We start from the raw sequence: 23097 nt of genomic DNA on the forward strand, positions 1-23097 counted from the left end.
TATTTTGATCGTTGTTTTTCAAGATGCGAGTTTATTGCTTTTTAATAGTAGCCTTAATGGCTCGTTTTGTTAATGCGGATGATATTCGAGTAGTAACGGAGCAGCTGCCACCTTATCAAGTTGTAGAAAATGGCAAACTAACGGGTGGATATTCTTTCCTCATCATGGAAGAAGCGTTAAAGCGAGCAAATATTAATGCTCACTCAGAAGTGATGCCTTGGGCTAGAGCTTATAAAACGGCCCTTAATGAAACGAATACCATCATTTATTCCATCACTCGAAGCCGTAAAAGAGAAAGCCTTTTTCAATGGGTTGGTCAGTTACACTCACTTGAATATGGCTTTTTTTCTATGAGTTCAAATGACAAAATAAAGGTTGAAACACTTGAAGATGCACTAAATTACAATGTTGTTTCAGTGCGTGATAGTTTTGAAGCTTCTTCATTGCAAAGTAAGGGGTTTATTGAAGGAAAAAACCTAATCCTCGTTATTGATTACGCCAGTGCATGGAAAATGTTACAGCTTGGCAGGGCAGATCTAACTTATGGTAATGCTCCTGTAGCATTTGCAAATAATCACCTCAATACTACTTCCTTTGAAAGACAAGGAGATGTTATCGAGTCATTTGATTTATATGTTGCTGTAAACTTAAAGACAGATAAAACCGTGGTAAAAAACTTAACTAATGCGCTGCAAAGTGTAAAAGAAGATGCTTTATTTACCCCTTTATTTCAAGTCAATACTTTTTGATAAGTCCGCAATAACCTCACCACAATACATATAGTGACAAAATTTATACGCTTTCTTAATGAAAAAATTGCTAAGATATCGGCTTTTATTTATCGTTGAAGTAATTTTTTACGATACTGAAAGGCAGATGATGATAAAACGTATTAAAGCACTAAGCATAGCAACGAGTTTAATGATGATCTCAAGCCAGGCTTTAGCGCAAGCTCCTTTGGTTTCCATTACCAGTCAGGATAACTTTTTCAAGAGTTTAAAGGCGCTTTGCGGTAAGTCTTTTGAGGGAAAAGTTATTGTGGATAATGCACCACCAAGTAGCTTCAATACTAGCAAGCTAGTGATGCATATTCGAAAATGTACAGCGACTGAATTACAAATACCATTCCATGTTGGAGATAATGCTTCACGTACTTGGATAATCACCAAAACAGGCAGTGGTTTGAGCCTTAAGCATGATCACCGCCATGAAGATGGCAGTAGTGATGTTTCTACTATGTATGGCGGTCACACTACCGATGCTGGTTGGTCACAAGTACAAAGCTTCCCTGCCGATCAATACTCAAAAGAACTATTTGTCAGTCAGGCTATTCCTCAATCCATAGAAAATACCTGGCAGATGTATATTTACCCTGAAAAGTTTACTTATCGACTTACCCGCCCAGGACGAGAGTTTAGAGTTGATTTTGATTTAACGAAAGAAGTAGCTCAACCAGTTACCCCTTGGGGATATGAGAAATAGCTTACAGTAAAAATCAAAACTATTTAGAAAAATGTTTGGTTGTAATTTGCAAATTGAAAGTGACATTCAATTTGCAAATCAATCCGCAATTAATGACCTTCATTGAGTTTTATTCTTAAATAAACTTTTAATAGCAGAAATAGGAAATGTTTAAAAATTCATTATATATTAACTGTTTATAACTAACTGTACTTTTCTTAAGTATCAATAATCATTTCTGGTATTAAAGTTGCTCTTTTCACTAAAAGAAAGGAGCATTACTATGAAAAATTCATTAATGATTATCTTGTTAACATGCTATTTCATACCAACTAGCGAAGCGACTTTAATTAATTTCACGGATTGTGTTGGTGCAAATCAATGTAATGTAATTACAACACCACCGAATCCTATTCTTGCTAATCCAAACAATGGCCTTTTGTTAGGTTGGGATGAAAGGCAAAATACCTTGTTAACGCAAGATTTAAGCGTTGACCGTGTTTTTGATGAAACTGTCGAGTTTGTTAAAAATACTAATACCGGAACACTATTCATTAAAGCGGGAACAATAGTGTCGAGTCATTATTTTCAGTGGGATCCCGGCTTGGGTAGCAGCAATAAGGTTTCAGCGACAATACATTTAGATTCTCAAGTTTTCGCTTTTATTACTTCTGATAATAACCTCTTTAGTAGCGATGCGCTATTAGGGCTACCGGGCCTTGATTATGCAGATTTTAGATTAAGAGGTTTAGAAAAAAAAGATGTTACTGATTTTAATGGCAGTCATGTTAACATTCTTTGGAAGGCAAGTAAGCCAGGGGATTGGGCGAGATTGCTTACGGCTTACTCTCCAAATGCTAGTAATGCTCTTTCGCAACAAATACCTGAGCCAAATATTTTAATGCTCTTTGCCATATCATTATTAATCGCGGCAAGAGTAAAACACAGTTATTGAATTTGTAAGCACCTATAAAAAAGCCAGACACTCTAGTATAAGTAGTCTGGCTTTCATCTTGATTAAGACTGAAGTTTTACCGTCTTAATGCTACTGATATATTACTTCTTTTTCTTAACTGCTTTCGCGTTAGGTAAATCAGTAATTGAGCCTTCGAAAATTTCAGCTGCTAAGCCAATAGATTCGTTCAAGGTTGGGTGAGCATGAATGGTTAAACCAATATCTTCAGCATCAGCGCCCATTTCAACCGCTAAACAAATTTCACCTAGTAATTCACCAGCATTGATACCAACGATACCACCACCTAATATACGACCAGTGTCTTTTTCAAAGATTAGTTTAGTTTTACCTTCAGTACGTGCAGAAGCAATAGCACGGCCAGAAGCTGCCCATGGGAAATTAGCCGCTTCAATGTTTAAGCCTTGCTCTTTCGCTTCACGTTCAGTAACACCAACCCAAGCCATTTCTGGATCAGTATAAGCGATTGAAGGAATGCAACGTGGGTCAAATTCATGTTTCTTACCAGAAATCACTTCTGCAGCACAATGTGCTTCATGAACAGCTTTATGTGCAAGCATAGGTTGACCAACTACATCTCCGATAGCGAAGATGTGCGGTACATTAGTGCGCATTTCTTTTGAAACATTGATGAAACCACGTTCATCAACATTTACACCGGCTTTGTCAGCAGCAACTAAGTGACCATTTGGCTTACGGCCAACAGCAACTAAAATTTTGTCGTAACGTACTTGCTCTGCAGGTGCATTTTTACCTTCAAAAGTAACATATAAACCATCATCTTTTGCATCAACAGCGACAACTTTAGTTGAAAGCATAATTGATTTAAAACGTGGCTTATTATGTTTGGTGTAGATTTTAACAATATCAGCATCAGCCGCTGGCACTAGTTGGTCAGCAAATTCAACAACGCTAACGTTAGAGCCTAATGAGCTGTATACAGTACCCATTTCTAAACCAATGATTCCGCCACCAAGTACTAGCATTTCTGCTGGTACATCTTTAAGCTCAAGTGCACCTGTTGAATCGATAACACGTGGATCTTCAGTTGGAATGAAAGGTAGGTCAACCACTGATGAACCACAAGCGATAATAGCATTATCAAAAGTAATGGTAGTTTTCTTACCATCGCTGCCTTCTACTTCAACTGTTTTATCTGAAGCGAATTTACCATAGCCAGTAACAGTGTTAACTTTACGCATTTTGGCCATTCCGCCAACACCTTGCGTAAGTTTGCCAACTACGTCTTTGTCTTTCCATTGACGAATTTTTTCTAAATCAATTTTTGGCTCACCAAAGGTAACGCCGTGAGCTGCCATATCTTTAGCATCATCAATTACTTTAGCTACATGTAATAATGCTTTTGATGGGATACAGCCAACATTTAAACAAACACCACCTAAACTATCGTATTTTTCTACTAATACAACATCTAAGCCTAAATCTGCTGCGCGAAAGGCGGCTGAATAACCGCCAGGGCCTGATCCTAAAACGACTACTTGAGTTTTGATATCACTCATAATTTTCCTCGTTAACCTTATTTATTGGTTGAAAATATTTATGGCGAAATTCTACGCTTATCTGCTGAATTTCGCCAATATTAATTTTAAATTTTGACTAAAGTATTAACTTACGAATGTCAGACATTACGCTAGCTAGATGTACGGTAAAGCGAGCAGCTAAAGCGCCATCAATTACGCGATGATCGTATGACATTGATAAAGGTAACATTAGCTTAGGCTCAAAATCTTTACCATTCCACTTAGGTTTCATTTCAGATTTTGAAACACCTAAAATAGCTACTTCAGGCGCATTAACGATAGGCGTAAATGCTGTACCACCAATACCGCCAAGGCTTGATATAGTGAAACAACCACCTTGCATATCAGCCGCTTTTAGCTTACCGTCACGTGCTTTCATACTGATTTCAAGCAATTCGCGAGATAACTCATGAATACCTTTTTTATCAACATCGCGCACTACTGGTACCACTAAACCGTTAGGAGTATCTACAGCAACACCTATATGGATGTATTTCTTCAAAATCAAGCTCTCGCCATCTTCACTCAAGCTTGAGTTAAAGGTTGGGAAAGCACGTAAAGCATCAGCTGCAGCTTTTAAAATAAATACTAATGGCGTAATTTTAAAACCAAGTTTTTGTTTTTCACAAACAACATTTTGTTCTTTACGGAAGGCTTCAACATTGGTGATATCAGCTTCATCAAATTGCGTAACATGTGGAATCGTTACCCAGTTACGGTGTAAGAATGGGCCAGATATCTTTTGAATACGTGATAAAGCTTTTGTTTCAATTTCACCAAATTTTGAGAAATCAATTGGCTTAGCGCTAACAACTTGTAAACCGCCTTCACCGGCAGATACAGAACTACCTGCATTAGCTTTAGGACGAGAAAGTTCATATTTAACATAAGACTGCACATCTTCTTTTAAAATACGACCCTTATTGCCAGTACCTTTTACTAAAGTAAGGTCAACACCAAACTCACGAGCAATACGGCGAATTGAAGGAGAGCTATAAATTGTACCCTTCTTACTTGTACCTGCTTGTGGGTGGTGTGGAACTGGTGAGCTCGTTGGTGCCGTTGTAGGTGCAACTTTCGCAGGCGCAGCTACTGGAGCAGCAGGAGTCGCTGGTGCTGGAACAGGTGCAGGAGCATCAACAGGAGCTCCACCTGATGTTTCAAGCTTGATAACTATGCTACCTTGCTTAACTTTATCACCAACGTTTATGAATACTTCTTTGACAGTACCGGCGTGGCTTGAAGGTACGTCCATAGTCGCTTTATCAGTTTCAAGGGTGATCAAACCATCTTCTTCTTCGATAGTATCACCAGCACTGACTAAAACATCAATAACTTCAACTTCACCGTCTTCACCAATATCTGGAACTGCAACTTCAATAACTTCTGACGCTGCTGGTGCAGAAGGTGCAGCTACAGGAGCTGGAGCTTCTGCAACAGGTGCAGCTTCGGCAACTGGAGCTTCAGCGGCAGGGGCTTCTGCTTCAGGAGCTTCTTCTACCGCAGCTTCACCTGCAGTGATTTCACCAATAACGTCGCCTTCTTTGATTTTATCGCCAACTGACACTGATAAGCTTGCCAAGGTACCAGCGAAAGGTGCTGGAATATCCATAGAGGCTTTATCTGTTTCAACAGTAACAATACCTTCATCAGCTTCAAGTGCATCGCCAACAGCAACACAAATTTCTATGATTTCAACTTCTTCGCCGCCAACATCTGGGACTAGAATTTTTTCATTAGACATGTTCTTTTCCTTATCTAGTCACTAATTAAGCGTAAAGTGGGTTAAGTTTATCAGCGTTGATGTTAAAGCGTTTAATCGCTTCACTTACAACACTACGCTCAACGTCACCACGGTTAGATAGTTCAAATAATGCAGCAACAACAATGTAGTTTTGGTCAACTTCGAAATGTTGACGTAAGTTGTCACGGCTATCACTACGGCCAAAACCATCAGTACCTAAACAGCGGTACTCAGTATCGATATAGGCACGAACTTGATCAGAATAGTTTTTAATGTAATCCGTTGCAGCAATGGCAGGGCCAGCTTCTTTAGTAATAACACTAGTGATGTATGGAACACGTTGCTCACTTTCTGGGTGAAGCATGTTCCAACGCGTCACATCTTGACCGTCACGAGCTAGTTCATTAAATGAAGTTACCGAGTAGACATCACTTGATACATTGTAGTCTTCAGCTAGGATTTGCGCAGCTTGACGTACTTTTTCTAAAATAGTGCCTGAGCCCATTAATTGTACATTAGCAATAGCTTTTTTCTTCGGAGCCGCTTGCTCTAACTGATAAATACCTTTGATAATTTGATCGCTAATATCTTTGGTATCAGGAATAGCAGGGTGCTTATAGTTTTCGTTCATTAACGTTAGGTAGTAGAAAACATTTTCATTATCTTCATACATACGACGTAAACCATCACGAACGATTACCGCAATTTCATAACCATAAGTCGGATCGTAAGTAACACAGTTTGGAATTAAACCGGCTTGAACGTGAGAATGTCCATCTTGATGTTGTAAACCTTCACCGTTAAGTGTTGTTCTACCAGCCGTTGCACCTAATAAGAAACCACGTGCTTGGCTATCACCAGCAGCCCATGCTAAATCACCAACACGTTGGAAACCAAACATAGAGTAATATACATAGAAAGGTATGGTTGTTGCGTTACAAGTTGAGTAAGAAGTACCCGAAGCAACCCATGATGCCATGGCGCCTAACTCGTTAATACCTTCTTGTAATACTTGACCTTTTTTATCTTCACGGTAGTAAGCGACTTGGTCAGCATCTTGTGGTACGTATTTTTGACCTTCGTTAGCGTAAATACCTACTTGGCGGAATAAACCTTCCATACCAAAAGTACGCGCTTCATCAGGAATGATTGGTACGATGCGTTTGCCGATTTTCTTGTCTTTAAGTAATGCATTTAATACACGAACAAAAGTCATGGTAGATGATACTTCACGTTCACCTGAGCCTTTTGTTATTGCGTCAAAAGATTTCAATGGTGGAATTTCCATTGACTCTTCTGGTTGCTGACGACGTGCAGGTAATGAGCCACCAAGTGCTTCACGACGAGCCATCATATACTTGTATTCTTCACTATCTTCAGGGAATTGATAGAAAGGTAAGTCTTCGATGTTTTCATCACTGATTGGCATATTGAAACGATCGCGGTAATGCTTGATTGATTCAACATCCATTTTCTTAACGTTGTGAGCAATGTTTAATGCTTCACCTGATGCACCTAAACCAAAACCTTTAACGGTTTTCGCTAAGATTACTGTTGGACGACCTTTAGTGTTCATTGCTTTTTCATAAGCAGCATACACTTTCACAGGATCATGACCACCACGGTTTAAACGCCAGATGTCTTTATCAGACATATTAGCAACCATAGCTTCTGTTTCTGGATATTTGTTGAAGAAGTTTTCGCGGGTGTACTTACCGCCTTTCGCTTTACAGTTTTGATATTCACCATCAACGGTTTCATTCATTAACTGTAATAATTTACCTGAAGTGTCACGTGCTATTAATTGATCCCAATAGCTACCCCAAATTACCTTAACAACTTCCCAGCCTGCGCCACGGAATGTACCTTCAAGTTCTTGAATGATTTTGCCGTTACCACGAACAGGACCATCAAGACGTTGTAAGTTACAGTTGATGATAAAAGTTAAGTTATCTAAACCTTCACGAGAGGCTAAACCGATTGCACCTAATGATTCAGGCTCATCCGTTTCACCATCTCCTAAGAAACAGTATACACGTTGGTCAGAACAATCTTTAATACCACGGTTAGTTAAGTACTTAAGGAAACGTGCAGTGTAAATTGCTTGTAGTGGACCTAAACCCATAGATACAGTAGGGAACTGCCAGAAATCATCCATTAAATGTGGGTGAGGATAAGAAGATAAACCTTTTCCATCACATTCTTGACGGAAGTTAGCCATTTGCTCTTCAGTTAAACGACCTTCTAAAAAGGCACGAGCATAGATACCCGGTGAAATATGGCCTTGTGCGAAAATGAAATCGCCGCCGTCTTTGTCTGTGGCTGCTTTGAAAAAGTGGTTAAAACCAACATCATACAAAGTTGAACTTGAAGCGAAACTACCAATGTGACCACCAAGCTCTAAATCTTTTTTAGAAGCACGAAGTACTAGCGCTAATGCATTCCAACGAACAGCAGCACGAATACGTGCTTCAATGGTTTGGTCTGCAGGCATATGTGGCTCTTGACCCGGTGGGATAGTATTTACATACGCAGTCGTTGCGTCAAAAGGTAAATGTGTTCCACCGCGACGAGCACGATCAATTAAGGCTTCAAGTAAAAAATGCGCGCGCTCCGGCCCTTCATTTTCTAATACTGATTCCATTGATTCCAACCACTCCTGGGTTTCTAATGAATCAATATCAATGTTTGGTAGATCTGACATATTGCGTTCTCTCCAATATCTTTATTTGTATTTAATATTTACCAATTCGGTATAAGCTAGGCTATACCACTGTATTTGTGCAAACTGTCTTTCTTGAGTTAATAGTACTGACTCTAGTTAAGTTTGCTGTTAAATTTTTCTTACATCTAATTCTAATTTTTGCACGTTGTTATGTGCTGTTGTGTAATCATTGAGTAGCAATAATGATTACATTCGTCTCATGGAACGTTCCATACGACTATTTTCTTGGGTTAACTTTAATAAAACTTCTTCAATAAAAGCGAGGTGGCGGTGACTTGCTCCCCAAGCTTTTTTAGGTTGTCCGCTCGATATTGCCTCGAGTAAGCTCTTTCTATAATCAGTTATCTTGCTAAAGATATCAGGGCGTTTAGCTAAAACTGTTAAGTTTTGTTCTATATTGTCTATCAATAAAGCCGACATACTTCGTGCAGTATGTAATATCACAGCGTTATGAGATGCCGCACATATCACAATGTGAAATTCATAAACAGCTTCGGCTTCTAAGCGAAAATTGTTTTCTAACTGGCTACTGCCAATGAGATCATGTTTGGCATGAATGAGATCAAAGTCGGCACTAGTACCTCGCATCGCGGCATAATAAGAAGCCATGCCTTCCATACCATGACGAAATTCTAATAAATCAAATTGTGATTCATTACTATTTGCCATTAAATCGAATAAAGGCTCAGCAAAAGATTTCATGATTGTTTTGGTTACAAAAGTTCCGCCACCTTGTTTGCGAGTTACTAACCCTTTGGCTTCTAATTTTTGTACCGCTTCTCTTAAAGAAGGCCTAGAAACTTCAAATTGTTTCGCCAGCTCTCGCTCAGGTAATAACTTCTCACCCGGCTGTAAGCTACCTTCAATAATCATGTTTTCTAGTTGCGCTAGAATAATGTCAGATAGCTTTTGCTGTTTTAATGGTTGTGGCATTAACGGTATAACCTTGATTCATGTATTATCTGTTTTAGCGACAAATCGCCTATGATTTTAGTGGTAAATTGGTAAGACCATTAAAGTTACAGACAATAAAATAGCAAACAAACGCCATATTTGCAATGTAATTTAGTTGAAGGTGGTTATTAAAGCAAGGTAATTTACTGAGAAATACGGCGATAAAAATAGAGTTTAAACTTTAAACGAGTGTTTAATTTAAGTATTTAAAAGTAATGGTCTTACCAATGTAAGGAGGATTTCAAAAGGTATTTAGGGGCTCTAAATTTAAATAAGATACCCCTTACAAGCTACTTGCTGCTTAGTTTACAATACCCATTAAGGTGAGTATTGAGATCACGGCTAGTAATAATAATACATTACGCTTAGCTAGACGAACTAGCAGGCATGGCTCTGCAGTACAGTCTTCTTCATCAACCATAATGTCTTCTGACTTCTGAGCTACATCAATTAAAATTTCATGAGTAGGTTTCTTACCATCAAACAAGCTTTCTAACCAAATAGGTAAGGCCTTTGAAAAGTGACCAACGAACATATAGCCAAATGAAGTTATACGAACAGGCAACCAATCAAGATAAAACAATACATCATGATAATTTTTACAGCCGGATGAAAGATCGGGCACATCGGGTTGAGCATTTTCCGTGGTTATTTCATCTGCTTCTTCAACATTAAGTTGGCTTTCTTCAGCTTGTGTTTCATTTGAACAGCCATTTTGTTGTTCTATCACGGTTGTTAGCAATCGATAAAATACAACGCCGGCAGCACCAAAGGTGATAAAAAATAACATAATAGCGATATAGTAACGGTAATTCAGCCAAATAAGTGCCTGACCAAACCCCATTTGAGGTAAGTTTTTATCTTGCAATAATTGCTGATGATGCAACTCAGTTGTTGTCGTTTCACCACGAAAAGCAGAATGTAAATATTGCTTATAGCTATCCCTGATAGAGATACAGCCAAAACTGACAATAAGTATTAGCGTCGAAATAATTAAATGCAATAAACCATCACCTACTATGGATAATATTGCGTAGACAACGGCAACCGGAATAAGCAAAAAAATGCTGTAACTGAGGTTGCTATCTTTTAGTTGTGATAATGTGGCATTATTTTGGAAGAAATTGACGTATTGCTGATAATAATGATCAAATCGCCACAGGGATGAGGATAATGATTTTTCCGCTATTAGGGCGATTAGTAAACTTAGTAAACTCATATAATTCTCTATAGGGTTATCTTGGTGTAGTTGCTTTTATTTTTGTTAATTTTTGTTGAAAATATTGCCAATCAAAAGCTTGACCGGGGTCGGTTTTTCTCCCTGGCGCTATATCACAATGACCAACGATATTTGCATCACTGATTAATGGGTAATTCTGTTGCAAACATTGTGTTAATTTTACTAGCTGCTGATATTGTATTTCTTGGTAAGGTAAATCGTCAGTTCCCTCAAGTTCAATACCGATAGAAAAGTCATTACACTTTTCAACCCCTTCAAAACAAGAAATACCAGCATGCCAAGCTTTATCGTCGAAGCTAACATATTGAATAATACTGCCATCTCGTCTAATTAAGCAATGGGCAGAGACTTGTAATGTAGCAATATCTGCAAAACTAGGATGATCATCAGGATTTAAAGTGCCTAAGAAAAGCTCATTTATATGGTTATTTCCAAATTCACCCGCAGGTAGTGAAATATTATGAATAACTAATAAACAGATCTTTTCCTCGAGCGAGCGAGGTGTAAAGAAGTCTGACTTTAGCTGTTTTATGCCTTGTAGCCAACCTTGCTTTATAGCAAAGCAAGGTAATAAATTATTACTTAATTCAGCTTTTTTCTGTGCGCTTAACGACATACAATACTTTTAGTTTCAATTATCTAATTTAATATTGATCTTATTATGACTGAAGATGACTCAACAAACAAAATAGGTAAAGCATTTGTTTGGCTAGCGTGGATTATGGCGCTAGTTTTATTAATGTTTGTTTTTCAGGGAGTACTTGATGAACAATATAACCCTAACAGTAGACCACAGGTTAGCTTAACTAGTGCTGGGCAAGCTGAAGTAGTATTAAAGCAAAACAGGCAAGGGCACTATGTTACACAAGGCTCTATCAATGAAACACCTGTGGTATTTTTATTAGATACAGGCGCGACACAAGTGTCAATTCCTGCCCATATCGCTGATGAATTACAGCTAGAAAGTTTTGGTAGCTATCCAGTACAAACAGCTAACGGTAACGTGACAGTATATAGAACTCAAATAGATCAGCTTAGCATTGGAAACATTTTCCTATATAATGTCGCGGCGCACATTAACCCTGGAATGAAAAGTGATTCGATTTTGTTAGGGATGAGCGCGTTAAAAAAAGTCGAATTTAGCCAAACAGGCAAACAACTTACCTTGCGAGAAACCCCTTAAAGGGCATAACTGGAAAAACCAATGCATACTGCTGAATTAGCCAAACTACAACAAGACATAACATCAACCGTTACTTGGGCGCTTAAAGAAGATTTAGGTATTAATGATGAGCAAACACCAAGCACCACTGACGATATAACGGCAATGCTTATCCCAGAAACCGAACAAGCTGTAGCTACGGTAATTACCCGTGAAGATTGTATTGTTTGTGGTGTGGCATGGGTTAATGAAGTTTTTGCCCAGTTAGATGCCGCCGATATTGATAATGCCAATACTAAAATAACCTGGTTTGTTAATGATGGCCAAATGGTGAAAGCTAATACCACATTATTTGAATTAGAAGGTAATGCGCGAACATTACTTACAGGTGAGCGTAGCGCATTAAACTTTTTGCAAACGCTTTCTGGAACAGCAACCCTGACAAGTCATTATGTGAAAGAGTTATCAGGTACTAATACTAAATTGCTAGATACTCGTAAAACTTTACCTGGCCTGCGTAGTGCACAAAAATACGCGGTACTTTGTGGTGGTGGCGTTAATCATCGTATTGGTTTGTTTGATGCATTTTTAATTAAAGAAAATCATATCGCTGCTTGTGGTGGTATTGCCCAAGCTGTTGCTACAGCTAAGCAAAATCATAGTGATAAAACAGTCGAAGTTGAAGTTGAGTTAATGGATGAATTACAACAAGCTCTTAACGCGGGTGCTGATATTATTATGTTAGATAATTTTACGCCAGCTATGATTGAAGAAGCTGTCACTGCGACCCGAGGCAAAGCTAAATTAGAAGTATCCGGTAATATGACGATAGAGATATTACAAGAATATACTAAAGCCGGAGTAGATTTTATTTCTTCTGGAGCGCTCACTAAACATGTACAAGCCGTTGATTTGTCCATGCGTTTTAAGTAACAGCCTACTTTGAATAAATGGAACATCTAGGTTAGGCAGTTGTTAAACAACTTGTCAGCATCAATACTAGCCTAGATGTGATCTAAGTAATTATTTATACAATCACTATTGTCACTTCACATTATGTCAACTTTACCTCATCAATTTGCATTAACGCTAGACAGCCCGACAGTAGCTGATTTTATATCGTTAAGAACTCAAGTTGGTTGGGAGAGTCCTGCAGAAAATAATGTTAAATTAAGTCTGCAAAATAGTCTTTTTCATGTTGCTATTTACGATAACGAAAAGCTTATTGCCATGGGCCGAGTTATTGGTGATGGCGCTATGTACTTTTACATTCAAGATGTCGTCGTTGCTCCCGACTATCAAGGTCTGGGGCTAGGTGCAACATTGATGGATAAAATAGAGCATTACCTATCCGTTACTGCTAAACAAGGAGCCACTATAGGACTTCTCGCTGCGAAAGGGAAAGAGCCCTTTTATGCTCGTTACGCCTATCTTGAAAGACCTAACCATTCCTTAGGAAATGGCATGTGTAAATTCCTATAAGTTTTCCAGTTAACTTCACTTTGATCACTTACTATTTCTCTGTCATTTGAGCTTACATTTATTGGTTAGCTAAGCCATTATCCCAAGTTGAGGTTAAATCCCCTCTATCGCAGCGGCGATTTTGTGTTAATTAATCGTATGATTTAGATGTTTAAATTGTTAATGTTTGTCTATTCAACATGGTATAAATATTACCATTGAAAAGTAGAAGATTCTTATAAGACATTATCAGTTAGAGAATTAAGGAACCGACATGGAAAAACTTAAGTCAATTGTTTCATTAGTGACGTTAAATGCCATTGCTTTTAGCAGTTTTGCATTTGAAGGGTTAAGTAATGAAGAAGTCGCCAAAAAATTAAATAATCCTATTGCAGCTATGATCAGTGCGCCTATTCAAATTAACTATGATGAAAATTATGGTCTTGATGAAAAAGGCTCTCGGTTAATGGCCAATATTCAGCCTGTTATTCCTATTGAGTTAAATAAAGATTGGAATGTGATTTCCCGTACCATTTTACCTGTTATTAGTCATGATACTGGCAATGAGAGCTTCTCAGGTATTGGTGATATTGTGCAATCAGTATTCTTTTCTCCTAAAGCTGCTACCGATAATGGTTGGATATGGGGAGCGGGGCCCGTGTTATTACTTCCCACCGCCTCTGAAGATAATTTTGCTTCGGATAAATTTGGCTTAGGGCCGACAGCGGTTATTTTAAAACAAGAAAACGGCTGGACTTATGGTGCTTTAGCAAATCATATTTGGAGTGTCGCTGGCGATAGTGACGCGGCAGACGTTAACGCCACTTTTGTGCAGCCTTTTATTGGCTATACCTGGCCAACAGCAACATCTCTATTCTTTAACAGTGAAACTACCTATGACTGGGAGCGTGATGAAAAATCTGTGCCGTTGAACTTAATTGCCAGTCAAGTTGCTCGAGTTGGTAGCCAAACATTAAGTTTTGCATTGGGCGCTAGGTATTGGCTTGATAGTCCTGATGGTGGTCCTGAAGGCCTAGGTGTAAGATTTGCAGTCACTTGGCTCATTCCAAAATAATAAGGACATAGTAATGCGAAACATTCAAATAATACTATTAACGCTGACGATTTCAGTGGCTAGTTTTATCGTCAATGCAAAAACCAATAAAGAAATTAATGAATTAACGGTTTATATCGCTAAAAAAATTATCACTATGGACGAAACTATTCCTGAGGCAACGGCCGTTGCTGTCGCTCATGGGAAAATAGTGTCAGTAGGCTCACTAAAGTCTTTAGCCCCTTGGATGAAAGATCGAAAAGTGGTTATTGATGAAACCTTTAAAAATAAAGTATTAATGCCAGGTTTTATCGACCCGCATGTTCACCCTTCGTTACCTGCTATTTTAACGCAGTTTCCATTTTTAGCCCCCGATGATTGGCATATCCCTACGGGTGATTTTCCAGGGGCTAAAAATCACCAAGAGTATATTGCTAGTTTGAAAAAACAAGTAGCGGCTTATCAAAATGACTCTACAAAAGATCAGAATATTCCGTTTATCAGCTGGGGCTTTCATCAGTTATGGCATGGTGAGGTTTACCGGCCAATACTTGATGATTTATTTCCTAATACACCGGTTATTCTTTGGCACCGCTCATTTCATGAGTTAATTGCCAATACCAAGGCGATAGAGCTACTCGGCGTTACAGAAGCAGAAATAGCGCCTTATGCTCATGATATCAATTGGCAAAGAGGGCAGTTTACGGAATATGGCGCTAAAGTCGTTCTTGTACCTAAATTAATGCCGAAAATCATGACCCCTAAATCATATGCTCAAGGTATGGAAAGTTTTGTTGAAATGCTCCATCTAGGCGGTGTTACTTCAGCAATGGATATGGGAATTGGTATTTTTGGTGATCCAGAAGCCGAAATCGCTATGGTGAAAAAAGCCATGGCAGATGCGCCTGCGCGCATAGTATTAACGCCTTTTATCACCGACTTTCTTACGCGAAAAGTTTCGCCAGCAGAAGCATTAAAACAAGTGCAAACATGGGAGGCTGCGAGTAACGATAAAGTCATGTTGGATGGTCACTTTAAATTGATGATGGATGGCGCTGCTTTTTCTGGCTTAGGCCAAATGGACTTCCCGGGTTATATCGATGGTCATCAGGGTATTTGGATGTCGCCACTAGAAACAACTTATAAATACGCTGAAACATTTTGGAATGCAGGTTATCAGTTACATGCTCATACCAATGGCGATAAAAGCACTGATGCGCTAATTAGTTTAGTGGCGCGCTTACAAAAACAAAAACCACGTTTTGATCATCGTACGCTATTAGAGCATTTTTTATATGGCACTGAAGATCAAATGCACCAAATGGCGGCATTAGGAATGGGCGTTTCGGCAAACCCTTATTATCAATATATTCTTGCTGATATGTACGCAGAGAATTGGCTAGGTGAAGATCGTAGCCGAAATATGTCACCCTTAGCAGGTGTCGGCAGAGCAGGCATGCGTTTAGCTTTACATTCAGACGCACCTATGGCGCCATTAAGTCCACTGACGTTAGTATGGGCAGCCGTAAATAGAACAACCATCAATGGCAATCAAAATGCGAAAACGCAGGCGATTAGCGTTGACGAAGCATTAAAGGCGGTAACAATAAATGGTGCTTGGGCGATGAGAAAAGAGGACAGCATAGGCTCTATTCGTGTCGGTAAAAAAGCTGACTTTGTTGTGCTTGAACAAAACCCTTATAAAGTGCGAAAAAGTAAAATTAAAGATATCGCAATTTGGGGAACGGTTTTCGAAGGTAAGCTTTACCCGATAAAACATTGAAAGTAACCAGCCCAACAGGTGAGTGAAAGAAAATACTAACTTTCACTCACTAATTCTACCGGAATGTCCCAGCTAGTTACTAACTGCTGACCTTGCCAATCTTCTATAGTTAGCCATAATTTATCTTCTTTTTTTATCGTTTTAGGTGCAATAGCATGAACTTCTTGACCATGTTGACTACCGTGTAAAATCCCACCATCACCTGTTTGTAATTGTGCTAATGGCAAAGGCTTAACACCTATATTTAGGTAGCCTTGGCGAATGTCGGCAACTTTGCCTTGACTAAAAATAAGGAAAAAATCTTTAGTGTAAATGCCATCATGCAAGTAAGGAACTTCCAGGTTATAAGGCATAGGCGCTATTTCAAATGCTCCTAAGGTTTGTTTCTCCCATGTGTCCGGAAACTGTGGAAATAAAGATTGATAAAGAAAATAAACAGATAACAGCAAAACAAGGCTATTTATTTTATATTTATATCGATTCCAAAAGGTATTGCTGATACGTGCCATTAAATTGTTTCCTGCTGAGTCAGTGAGGTTTCTCTATTTGCCATTTTTGATGATTTTAATGTCTGGCCTCTGGTAGCTTTTACTGTACGACTTCCCCACATTAAAAATCCAGTGATAGACATACCAGTTAAAATCACCCCAAAAATAAACCAAATTATTTTCGTCCAAATACCGCCAATTGTTCCGTAATGCAGTGGGTTAGCAATATGAGATAAGGTTTGTATGGCATTCATTTTTGCTGGTGATCTTTCACTTTCAATGTTACCAGTCCAAGGGTTAACGATGACACCATAGGAGTATTGATCAAAGAAAATAAAATCACCTTCACCATAGAGTTTATAAGTATCTCTATTATGCTCTGGTGGCATGATGTAGGTGGCTTTAAAGTCAGGAAACTTCTGCTGAGCAATAGTCAGTGCATCAGGTAAGGTGACAGGTTTTACCGGTATGTTCTTACTGCCGATTGGTAATTGAGCTACTTTAACCAGAGGAGGGTGAGGCTCGATATCAATGTGGTTATGCCACAACATAGCTTGTACTAGATACCATAAACCAGTAAGGCTCATCAGTATTAAGAACCAAATGGACCAAACTCCCGACAATTTGTGTAAATCAGCCAGTAGTGTTTTTTTTCCTTGATTAAGGCGTAGTTTTGGCTGAGTGAATGCACGCCAAAACTTTTTATAAACAATAAGACCTGTGATCAGTGCTCCTAACATAACAATTGCCATAGCGCAGACAAGGTAATAGCCGACACTATAACTATTTTGCCAAGGAAATAATAACCAGCCATGTAATGAGCGCATAAAGTTAATGAAGGTCATCCCTTCAACAATGGCTTGAATATCTCCTGTGTATTGATTGACATAAGCAATAGCAAAAGGTTTATCGCTGTCGGTAAAAATGACCGCATTGACCAAGTATGACTCGAAATTCATCGCAGTACTTACTTTTGCTGTTGGGTATGCTTTTTCAACAATAGCTATAAGCTCAGGCATGGTTTTTTCAGGTAGCGCATTTGGGTTAACTGCCCGTGCTGATGGATTGGTGAGCCAAGTTAATTCGTGGCTGATTACAGAGATGGTACCTGTTAAACACACAAAGCAAAAAATTACCCAAATAGGCAAAGAAAACCAACCATGTAGCTGGAACCAGAAACGATTAGAGAGTTTTACCATGATAAATCCGCGTTATTGCGTGTCTGCTTAACTGTAATTTAGCGTGCATAGTAATCTTCTCAAGTTTAATTATCAATCTAATCTTATCGATAATCATTGTTATTTGTATTTTTGAGTAATAATGATAATGGTTATCATTTACATGGTTGATTGTTTAGATGTACAATATGCGCGATTAAATTCTTATAAAAAATATCTAAGGGTAAACATGAAACTTAAACGTACTTTTGCATTATCTGCATTAATGTTAGCCATGGGCTTTCAAGCCCATGCAGAAGAAGTTAATTCTGAAACTATGGTTGAAGCAAATGAAGAGTCAATTGAGAAAATATTAATTGTTGGCGTTCGCTCTGACCGAGTTAGCAAAGGAGCTACAGGCTTAACTATGGAGCTAAATGAAACACCACAGTCCATTAGTGTTGTTACTTCTGATCTTATTAAAAATTTCGCTGCCAGTGATATAAATAGTGCATTGAATATGGCAACTGGTATTACGGTTGAAAAAGGTGAAACTAACCGAACTAGTTATACTTCGCGTGGCTTTGATATCAAGAGTACCCAAATTGATGGTGTTGGATTGCCTAACAGCTGGGGATTAGTAACTGGCGCAGTCGATAGCTATGGCTACGAAGAGATTGAAGTTATTCGTGGTGCTAATGGGCAATTAACTGGTGTCGGAAACTCTGCGGGTACCCTTAACTATGTTCGCAAACGCCCTACTAATGAAAATGAAGGAGAGGTTGCTTTAGCCCTTGGTTCATATGACTTTAAACGTTTACAAGCTGATTATTCATTATTGTTAACTGATAGTGGCAGTTGGGCAGGACGTTTTATCGCTGCGGTTGAAGATAAAGAATCATACCTTGACGGTTTAGAAGATGAGCGTACTTATATCTCAGTTATTGTTGATGGTCAGCTCACGGATAATTCGGCATTAACTTTTGGTGCTTCATATCAAGAAACTGATAGCGATGGTGTAATGTGGGGTGGTTTAGTCTTTAATTATAGTGATGGTACTCAGGCGGAGTGGGATGTGAGCGCTAGCCCAACTCAAGAATGGACATCATGGGATACCACTAAATTAGATGCCTTTATCGAATATCTTTACGAATTTGATAATGATTGGGAAATTAAAGCCACATACACGCGACAAGATTCTGAAGATCAAGGTGAACTATTTTATATTTATGGCGTGATTGATAAAGAAACCAGTTTAGGTTTAATGGGGTACCCAGGGGCATGGGATGGTGAGTTTAGTGCTAATTTATTTGATGTCACCAGTAAAGGCAATTATACCTTGTTTGGTCAAGAGCATGAGTTAACTCTTGGAGCGAGTATATCAAAAAGTAATGATGTAACGATTAATCGCTCAAACACTGATTACAGCATCCCTGCTTGGGGAGCCTTACCTGCTTTTCCTTATGACCTAGATGTAATTCCTGAGCCTGAATGGAGTGATCCGACAAGCTACTCAGACATTGATGTCACCCTAACGCGTGTTTTTGGTTCGACTAAGCTAAATGTAACAGATGATTTGTTTTTGGTTGCAGGTTTTAATGCGGTTGAATATAAACGTGAAGGTTATAGTAACTATACCGTTGATGTTGATAATGATGAAAATGAAGTGAGCCCTTATCTTGCGGCAACTTATGCGATAACTGAAGATATTAATGCTTATGCAAGTTATTCAGATGTTTATCAGCCGCAAGAACAGTACAACTATGACGGCGAATTTTTAGACCCAAGCAAAGGCGTTAACTATGAAATTGGTTTAAAGACTCAATGGTTTGATGATAACTTACTTGCTACGTTCGCTGTGTTTAGTGGCGAGCAAGAAAATATTGCAGCCTACGCCGGTATTAATGCCTCAGGGTTTAATTATTATGAAGGTACAAATGTCGAATCAAAAGGTTTTGAATTTGAAATGACAGGGCAGATAACTGAAAATATTAATACTGTACTTGCTTATACTTATGTTGATATTGAAGATGAGCAAGGTGAAACTGCTAACGAATGGGTTGCTAGAAACGTTGTTAATTTTTCACTTGATTATACCTTGCCAGCATTACCTGAAATTATCTTAGGTTTTGGTGGTAAATGGCAATCAAAAACGGAAAATGCTACCTATGCATTAACACAAGACTCTTACGTATTGATCAATGCTTTTGCCCGCTGGAATATCTCAGAGCAACTGGCGGTTCAAGCTAATATTGATAATATCACGGATGAAAAATATATCACGAGTTTAAACAGTGTTGGTTATTACGGCGCACCAGTAAATGGAAAAATAAGCGTCAGTTATAATTTTTAACTTGTTGGCGATATAAACGCATTAAGCTACTAGCCTAATGCGTTTTTTCTTTGAATGGAGTATTTAATTTACTTTAATTTTTTAATAAATGTTTGTCTAAACTTAGCGAGTTTAGGTGATACAACAGCTTGGCAGTATCGATTTTCAGGATTTTTGTTAAAGTAATCTTGATGATAATCTTCACCGGAATAAAAAGTTACCGCAGCATTCCTTTGTGTGACTATGTCTTGCTCAAACATTTTATCAGTAATCATTTCATTGATGACCTTTTCAACGGTTTCTTGTTGCATAGCGTCATGATAAAAAACTTCTGAACGATATTGAGTGCCAATATCGTTGCCTTGACGATTGAGCTGAGTAGGATCATGTAAGGTGAAAAATATTTCTAAAATTTCTTGGTAACTAATAATGCTAGGGTCGAATGTTAATTGAACAACTTCAGCATGGCCCGAGTTACCTGAACATACCTCTTCGTAACTTGGCGACGTTGAGTCTCCTCCCATATAACCTGAAATTGCAGAGGTAATGCCTTTCACCTGTGAAAATGCACTTTCTATACACCAAAAACAACCACCAGCTAATGTGGCTATTTGTGTTGTACTCTTGGAGCTTGATTGATTTTTGTCTGTCATAATTTAGTTCTCTAATCTTAGCGTCTATGAAAAGAAATTGCTTCTTAACCAAAAGGGTTTACTTCTAAACCATAAAGTAACTATCCACTTTTCACCGGTAGTAACTTCACTACCACGATGTAAGCTTTCAGTAAGTCTTTTTCCTTGGCTATCACAATTATTGAATGAGATAACATTACCTTGCTTAGGCTCGATACTGATAAAGGGTTTTTTAAACTCTGTATTTCCGCCGGTAAAATCATCATTAAGGTAAAAAATAGCGGTTTTAACGCGTTGGCCAAATTGCTCTATTTGTTGTTGAATACTGTTATTGTGCGGGTATAACGCATCATAATGCCAATGATAATATTGATTTTGTTGATAAGACAATATGACGGCAGGCTCGGCAAATTTAATAGAAGTACCCATGGAAATAGACATTAATCTTTCCAGTAACGCCAAAGGTAAAAAGCCATTGGGTAACGATGTCATAAAGTGACGGTTATTTCTAATTGACTTATCTTTACTACCAGCCCCGCCATCACCAAATAAAGTCACTTCTTTTAAATGAGGCTCTGCTTGGCTTTTGAGAGAATCTAACAAACTTTGTGGTACATTTAAACGAGAAACTTGCATATCTACTTCATCGTTTTTTCGAGTGACTGCTTTGGCTGACAGGAGATTAAATTGCTGCAAAATCTTTTCAACCCGAGCAGTCGAAAATTGCTTGTTTTGCTGTTTTACTTTATTTAATGTTTCAAGGAACTTGGTTTTAGTATCCTGTGTATGATCTATGGTTAATGCTGACAAATACTCTTCTAGCTCAGCTAGCATAGTTAATTGCCATGTATCGGCAAATGATAACACTAAGGCTAATTCATATTGACTGGCTTGAGTTCTGACCGTATGGATTAACCATTGCTGGCAAAAAGCCGCGCTGGTATTCGCGTACTCTAAAATCCACTGTCGATTTAACTGACCAAAATATTTTTTTTCTAGAAGCTGTAAGAAAGTCATATCAACAGTGGTAATTCCTGCTTTAATACCAATTAAAGGTTTTCGCGCATTATATGATTTTAAATCAAGAATAAGCTAAAAACATTAGGTATGATAGAAAATAAATAGATTTTAGTTTTGACGCCATGTCACCATTTTTCAAAATAAATAAATTTGCCGCTAACTTAACCTCAAATAGACAAATTCAATTCGTACTGGCCTTGCGTAGCGCGGCAATCTTAGTGCAGTTTTTATTGATTTTATTTGTTAATCTTGGTTTAAGTTATGAGTTGCCTTGGGCGCCACTTTTCAGTGTTATAGTTTTAGAGCTAATCTTTACCCTAGGCAGTTTTTTACTTTATCGGCGCCAGCAACAAATTAGTCAATCAGCGCTACTGGTGCAAATTTGTGCCGATATTTTATTTTTATCTTTATTACTCTTTTTTAGTGGTGGCGCAACCAATGCATTTGTGTCGTTATTACTACTCCCAATTGCGATTGCTGCGGTTACTTTAACACCATCATTACTTGCCCTTGTTGCTGCTTTAGCCATTACTTCCTATAGTGTTTTGCTTTGGTTTTTACCCATGAGTGTTATGCATGGCAACATGCAGGGACACTTTATTGGTATGGGGATAAACTTTTTATTTTCCGCTCTAGTGGTCGCTGTTGTTGTTGGAAAAATGTCTCGTAGTATCAATCAACATGAACTCGCGATTGCCGCTTATCGTGAAAATCTATTAAAACAAGAACAAGTAACCTCTCTTGGGGTTGCATCAGCACAAGTCACTCACCAATTAGCGACACCTATTGCTACCGTGCAGCTACTTGCTGATGAGCTGGAAGAGGAGTTTCCCAACAATCTCATTATTACTGATATGCAAAGCCAGCTAAAACGCTGTACTGACAGTTTAACTTCATTTCGGACCATGGTATTTGATATTAAAGAGCAAACCAGTAAAGCATCTAATATCAGTGCGTTACTTGATGAAATATTAGAAAATTTACGGGTAAACTACCCGGACATCGAAGTGGAGTTGATCAAAGCACATCAAGACGATGTTAATGTTATGACAGATGCGGCGCTACTACCGGCTATTTTAAATTTAATAAATAATGCAGTAAGAGCAACAAAAATAAATTATGCTAGCAAAATTACTTTAACCAGTGAAGTGAGTGATAATAATTGGCAATTTATCATTCGAGATTATGGTTTAGGTTTTACGCTCGAAAAATTAAAGCAGTTAGGTGTTAAACCTGTCAGTAGTGAGCAAGGTTTAGGTATGGCTGTTTTTCTGAGTCATGCAAGTTTAGAGAACTTAGGTGGTAAGTTGGCGTTAACTAACCATCAACAGGGTGGCGCATTAGTTACCTTAAGTTTACCTATTTAATAT

20 protein-coding genes are annotated in these 23097 nt (G+C 38.3%); 10 read left to right on the forward strand and 10 right to left on the reverse strand.

Annotated elements, in window-relative coordinates; translation table 11 throughout:
• The first annotated feature begins 56 nt into the window (after window positions 1-56).
• The 3 genes from AC27IF_RS02125 (at window position 57) to AC27IF_RS02135 (ending at window position 2416) form a co-directional block, all read left to right on the forward strand.
• Window positions 57-749 (forward strand): substrate-binding periplasmic protein, encoded by a 693-nt coding sequence (locus tag AC27IF_RS02125; protein ID WP_487051709.1) that lies wholly within the window; start codon window positions 57-59, stop codon window positions 747-749.
• Between the two features lie 142 nt (window positions 750-891).
• Window positions 892-1482 (forward strand): hypothetical protein, encoded by a 591-nt coding sequence (locus AC27IF_RS02130; protein WP_487052215.1) that lies wholly within the window; start codon window positions 892-894, stop codon window positions 1480-1482.
• A 262-nt stretch (window positions 1483-1744) separates the two neighbouring features.
• A complete protein-coding gene (locus AC27IF_RS02135; protein WP_487051711.1) occupies window positions 1745-2416 on the forward strand; it encodes a hypothetical protein in 672 nt (223 codons plus the stop codon).
• A 101-nt stretch (window positions 2417-2517) separates the two neighbouring features.
• Here AC27IF_RS02135 and lpdA read toward each other — a convergent pair whose 3' ends face one another.
• The 6 genes from lpdA to ampD form a co-directional block, all read right to left on the reverse strand.
• On the reverse strand, window positions 2518-3954 hold the full coding sequence (gene lpdA / locus AC27IF_RS02140; protein WP_487051713.1) for a dihydrolipoyl dehydrogenase: 1437 nt from the start codon (window positions 3952-3954) through the stop codon (window positions 2518-2520).
• Between the two features lie 97 nt (window positions 3955-4051).
• The gene (aceF, locus tag AC27IF_RS02145; protein ID WP_487051715.1) at window positions 4052-5719 is read right to left on the reverse strand and encodes a dihydrolipoyllysine-residue acetyltransferase; all 1668 of its coding nucleotides are present in this window, start codon (window positions 5717-5719) and stop codon (window positions 4052-4054) included.
• A 25-nt stretch (window positions 5720-5744) separates the two neighbouring features.
• On the reverse strand, window positions 5745-8423 hold the full coding sequence (gene aceE / locus AC27IF_RS02150; protein WP_487051717.1) for a pyruvate dehydrogenase (acetyl-transferring), homodimeric type: 2679 nt from the start codon (window positions 8421-8423) through the stop codon (window positions 5745-5747).
• Window positions 8424-8630: 207 nt separating this feature from the next.
• Complete coding sequence (gene pdhR, locus AC27IF_RS02155; protein ID WP_487051719.1) at window positions 8631-9377, reverse strand: pyruvate dehydrogenase complex transcriptional repressor PdhR; 747 nt, start codon at window positions 9375-9377, stop codon at window positions 8631-8633.
• Between the two features lie 322 nt (window positions 9378-9699).
• On the reverse strand, window positions 9700-10617 hold the full coding sequence (ampE, locus tag AC27IF_RS02160; RefSeq protein WP_487051721.1) for a beta-lactamase regulator AmpE: 918 nt from the start codon (window positions 10615-10617) through the stop codon (window positions 9700-9702).
• A gap of 16 nt (window positions 10618-10633) precedes the next feature.
• Window positions 10634-11254, reverse strand: a complete 621-nt coding sequence (ampD, locus tag AC27IF_RS02165) for a 1,6-anhydro-N-acetylmuramyl-L-alanine amidase AmpD (RefSeq protein WP_487051723.1) — start codon at window positions 11252-11254, stop codon at window positions 10634-10636.
• Between the two features lie 45 nt (window positions 11255-11299).
• On the opposite strand from ampD, the gene AC27IF_RS02170 reads away from it, so the two are divergent.
• The 5 genes from AC27IF_RS02170 (at window position 11300) to AC27IF_RS02190 (ending at window position 16098) form a co-directional block, all read left to right on the forward strand.
• Entirely contained in the window at window positions 11300-11821 is a 522-nt protein-coding gene (locus AC27IF_RS02170; protein WP_487051725.1) for a retropepsin-like aspartic protease family protein, read from the forward strand.
• 21 nt (window positions 11822-11842) lie between these two features.
• Window positions 11843-12733 carry a carboxylating nicotinate-nucleotide diphosphorylase gene (nadC, locus tag AC27IF_RS02175; RefSeq protein WP_487051727.1) on the forward strand — a complete coding sequence of 297 codons (891 nt, stop codon included), beginning with the start codon at window positions 11843-11845 and terminating at the stop codon, window positions 12731-12733.
• A 123-nt stretch (window positions 12734-12856) separates the two neighbouring features.
• Window positions 12857-13282 carry a GNAT family N-acetyltransferase gene (locus AC27IF_RS02180; RefSeq protein ID WP_487051729.1) on the forward strand — a complete coding sequence of 142 codons (426 nt, stop codon included), beginning with the start codon at window positions 12857-12859 and terminating at the stop codon, window positions 13280-13282.
• A 253-nt stretch (window positions 13283-13535) separates the two neighbouring features.
• Entirely contained in the window at window positions 13536-14336 is an 801-nt protein-coding gene (locus AC27IF_RS02185) for a transporter (RefSeq protein WP_487051731.1), read from the forward strand.
• A gap of 13 nt (window positions 14337-14349) precedes the next feature.
• Complete coding sequence (locus tag AC27IF_RS02190; RefSeq protein WP_487051733.1) at window positions 14350-16098, forward strand: amidohydrolase; 1749 nt, start codon at window positions 14350-14352, stop codon at window positions 16096-16098.
• 35 nt (window positions 16099-16133) lie between these two features.
• Here the strand turns inward: AC27IF_RS02190 and AC27IF_RS02195 are convergent, their stop codons facing one another.
• Together AC27IF_RS02195 and AC27IF_RS02200 are read right to left on the reverse strand one after the other, a co-directional pair.
• Window positions 16134-16607 carry a hypothetical protein gene (locus AC27IF_RS02195; protein ID WP_487051735.1) on the reverse strand — a complete coding sequence of 158 codons (474 nt, stop codon included), beginning with the start codon at window positions 16605-16607 and terminating at the stop codon, window positions 16134-16136.
• Entirely contained in the window at window positions 16607-17785 is a 1179-nt protein-coding gene (locus AC27IF_RS02200) for a PepSY-associated TM helix domain-containing protein (RefSeq protein ID WP_487051737.1), read from the reverse strand. The genes AC27IF_RS02195 and AC27IF_RS02200 overlap by 1 nt, the downstream gene beginning before the upstream one ends.
• 208 nt (window positions 17786-17993) lie before the next feature.
• Here AC27IF_RS02200 and AC27IF_RS02205 point away from each other — a divergent pair, with 208 nt between their 5' ends.
• The gene (locus AC27IF_RS02205; protein ID WP_487051739.1) at window positions 17994-20096 is read left to right on the forward strand and encodes a TonB-dependent siderophore receptor; all 2103 of its coding nucleotides are present in this window, start codon (window positions 17994-17996) and stop codon (window positions 20094-20096) included.
• A gap of 68 nt (window positions 20097-20164) precedes the next feature.
• Here the strand turns inward: AC27IF_RS02205 and msrA are convergent, their stop codons facing one another.
• Together msrA and AC27IF_RS02215 are read right to left on the reverse strand one after the other, a co-directional pair.
• On the reverse strand, window positions 20165-20728 hold the full coding sequence (gene msrA, locus AC27IF_RS02210; RefSeq protein WP_487051741.1) for a peptide-methionine (S)-S-oxide reductase MsrA: 564 nt from the start codon (window positions 20726-20728) through the stop codon (window positions 20165-20167).
• A 24-nt stretch (window positions 20729-20752) separates the two neighbouring features.
• Window positions 20753-21724, reverse strand: coding sequence for a prolyl hydroxylase family protein (locus tag AC27IF_RS02215; protein WP_487051743.1), 972 nt, complete (start codon window positions 21722-21724; stop codon window positions 20753-20755).
• A 125-nt stretch (window positions 21725-21849) separates the two neighbouring features.
• Here AC27IF_RS02215 and AC27IF_RS02220 point away from each other — a divergent pair, with 125 nt between their 5' ends.
• A complete protein-coding gene (locus AC27IF_RS02220; protein WP_487051745.1) occupies window positions 21850-23094 on the forward strand; it encodes a sensor histidine kinase in 1245 nt (414 codons plus the stop codon).
• The last annotated feature ends 3 nt before the right edge of the window (window positions 23095-23097 follow it).

Source organism: Colwellia sp. KS18-150, assembly GCF_057551365.1.

Coding starts and splice junctions, on each gene's coding strand:
- AC27IF_RS02125 (WP_487051709.1), top strand. CDS start 57: ATGGCTCGTTTTGTTAATGCGGATGATATTCGAGTAGTAACGGAGCAG.
- AC27IF_RS02135 (WP_487051711.1), top strand. CDS start 1,745: ATGAAAAATTCATTAATGATTATCTTGTTAACATGCTATTTCATACCA.
- lpdA (WP_487051713.1), bottom strand. CDS start 3,954: ATGAGTGATATCAAAACTCAAGTAGTCGTTTTAGGATCAGGCCCTGGC.
- aceF (WP_487051715.1), bottom strand. CDS start 5,719: ATGTCTAATGAAAAAATTCTAGTCCCAGATGTTGGCGGCGAAGAAGTT.
- aceE (WP_487051717.1), bottom strand. CDS start 8,423: ATGTCAGATCTACCAAACATTGATATTGATTCATTAGAAACCCAGGAG.
- pdhR (WP_487051719.1), bottom strand. CDS start 9,377: ATGCCACAACCATTAAAACAGCAAAAGCTATCTGACATTATTCTAGCG.
- ampE (WP_487051721.1), bottom strand. CDS start 10,617: ATGAGTTTACTAAGTTTACTAATCGCCCTAATAGCGGAAAAATCATTA.
- ampD (WP_487051723.1), bottom strand. CDS start 11,254: ATGTCGTTAAGCGCACAGAAAAAAGCTGAATTAAGTAATAATTTATTA.
- AC27IF_RS02170 (WP_487051725.1), top strand. CDS start 11,300: ATGACTGAAGATGACTCAACAAACAAAATAGGTAAAGCATTTGTTTGG.
- nadC (WP_487051727.1), top strand. CDS start 11,843: ATGCATACTGCTGAATTAGCCAAACTACAACAAGACATAACATCAACC.
- AC27IF_RS02180 (WP_487051729.1), top strand. CDS start 12,857: ATGTCAACTTTACCTCATCAATTTGCATTAACGCTAGACAGCCCGACA.
- AC27IF_RS02185 (WP_487051731.1), top strand. CDS start 13,536: ATGGAAAAACTTAAGTCAATTGTTTCATTAGTGACGTTAAATGCCATT.
- AC27IF_RS02190 (WP_487051733.1), top strand. CDS start 14,350: ATGCGAAACATTCAAATAATACTATTAACGCTGACGATTTCAGTGGCT.
- AC27IF_RS02195 (WP_487051735.1), bottom strand. CDS start 16,607: ATGGCACGTATCAGCAATACCTTTTGGAATCGATATAAATATAAAATA.
- AC27IF_RS02200 (WP_487051737.1), bottom strand. CDS start 17,785: ATGGTAAAACTCTCTAATCGTTTCTGGTTCCAGCTACATGGTTGGTTT.
- AC27IF_RS02205 (WP_487051739.1), top strand. CDS start 17,994: ATGAAACTTAAACGTACTTTTGCATTATCTGCATTAATGTTAGCCATG.
- msrA (WP_487051741.1), bottom strand. CDS start 20,728: ATGACAGACAAAAATCAATCAAGCTCCAAGAGTACAACACAAATAGCC.
- AC27IF_RS02215 (WP_487051743.1), bottom strand. CDS start 21,724: ATGACTTTCTTACAGCTTCTAGAAAAAAAATATTTTGGTCAGTTAAAT.
- AC27IF_RS02220 (WP_487051745.1), top strand. CDS start 21,850: ATGTCACCATTTTTCAAAATAAATAAATTTGCCGCTAACTTAACCTCA.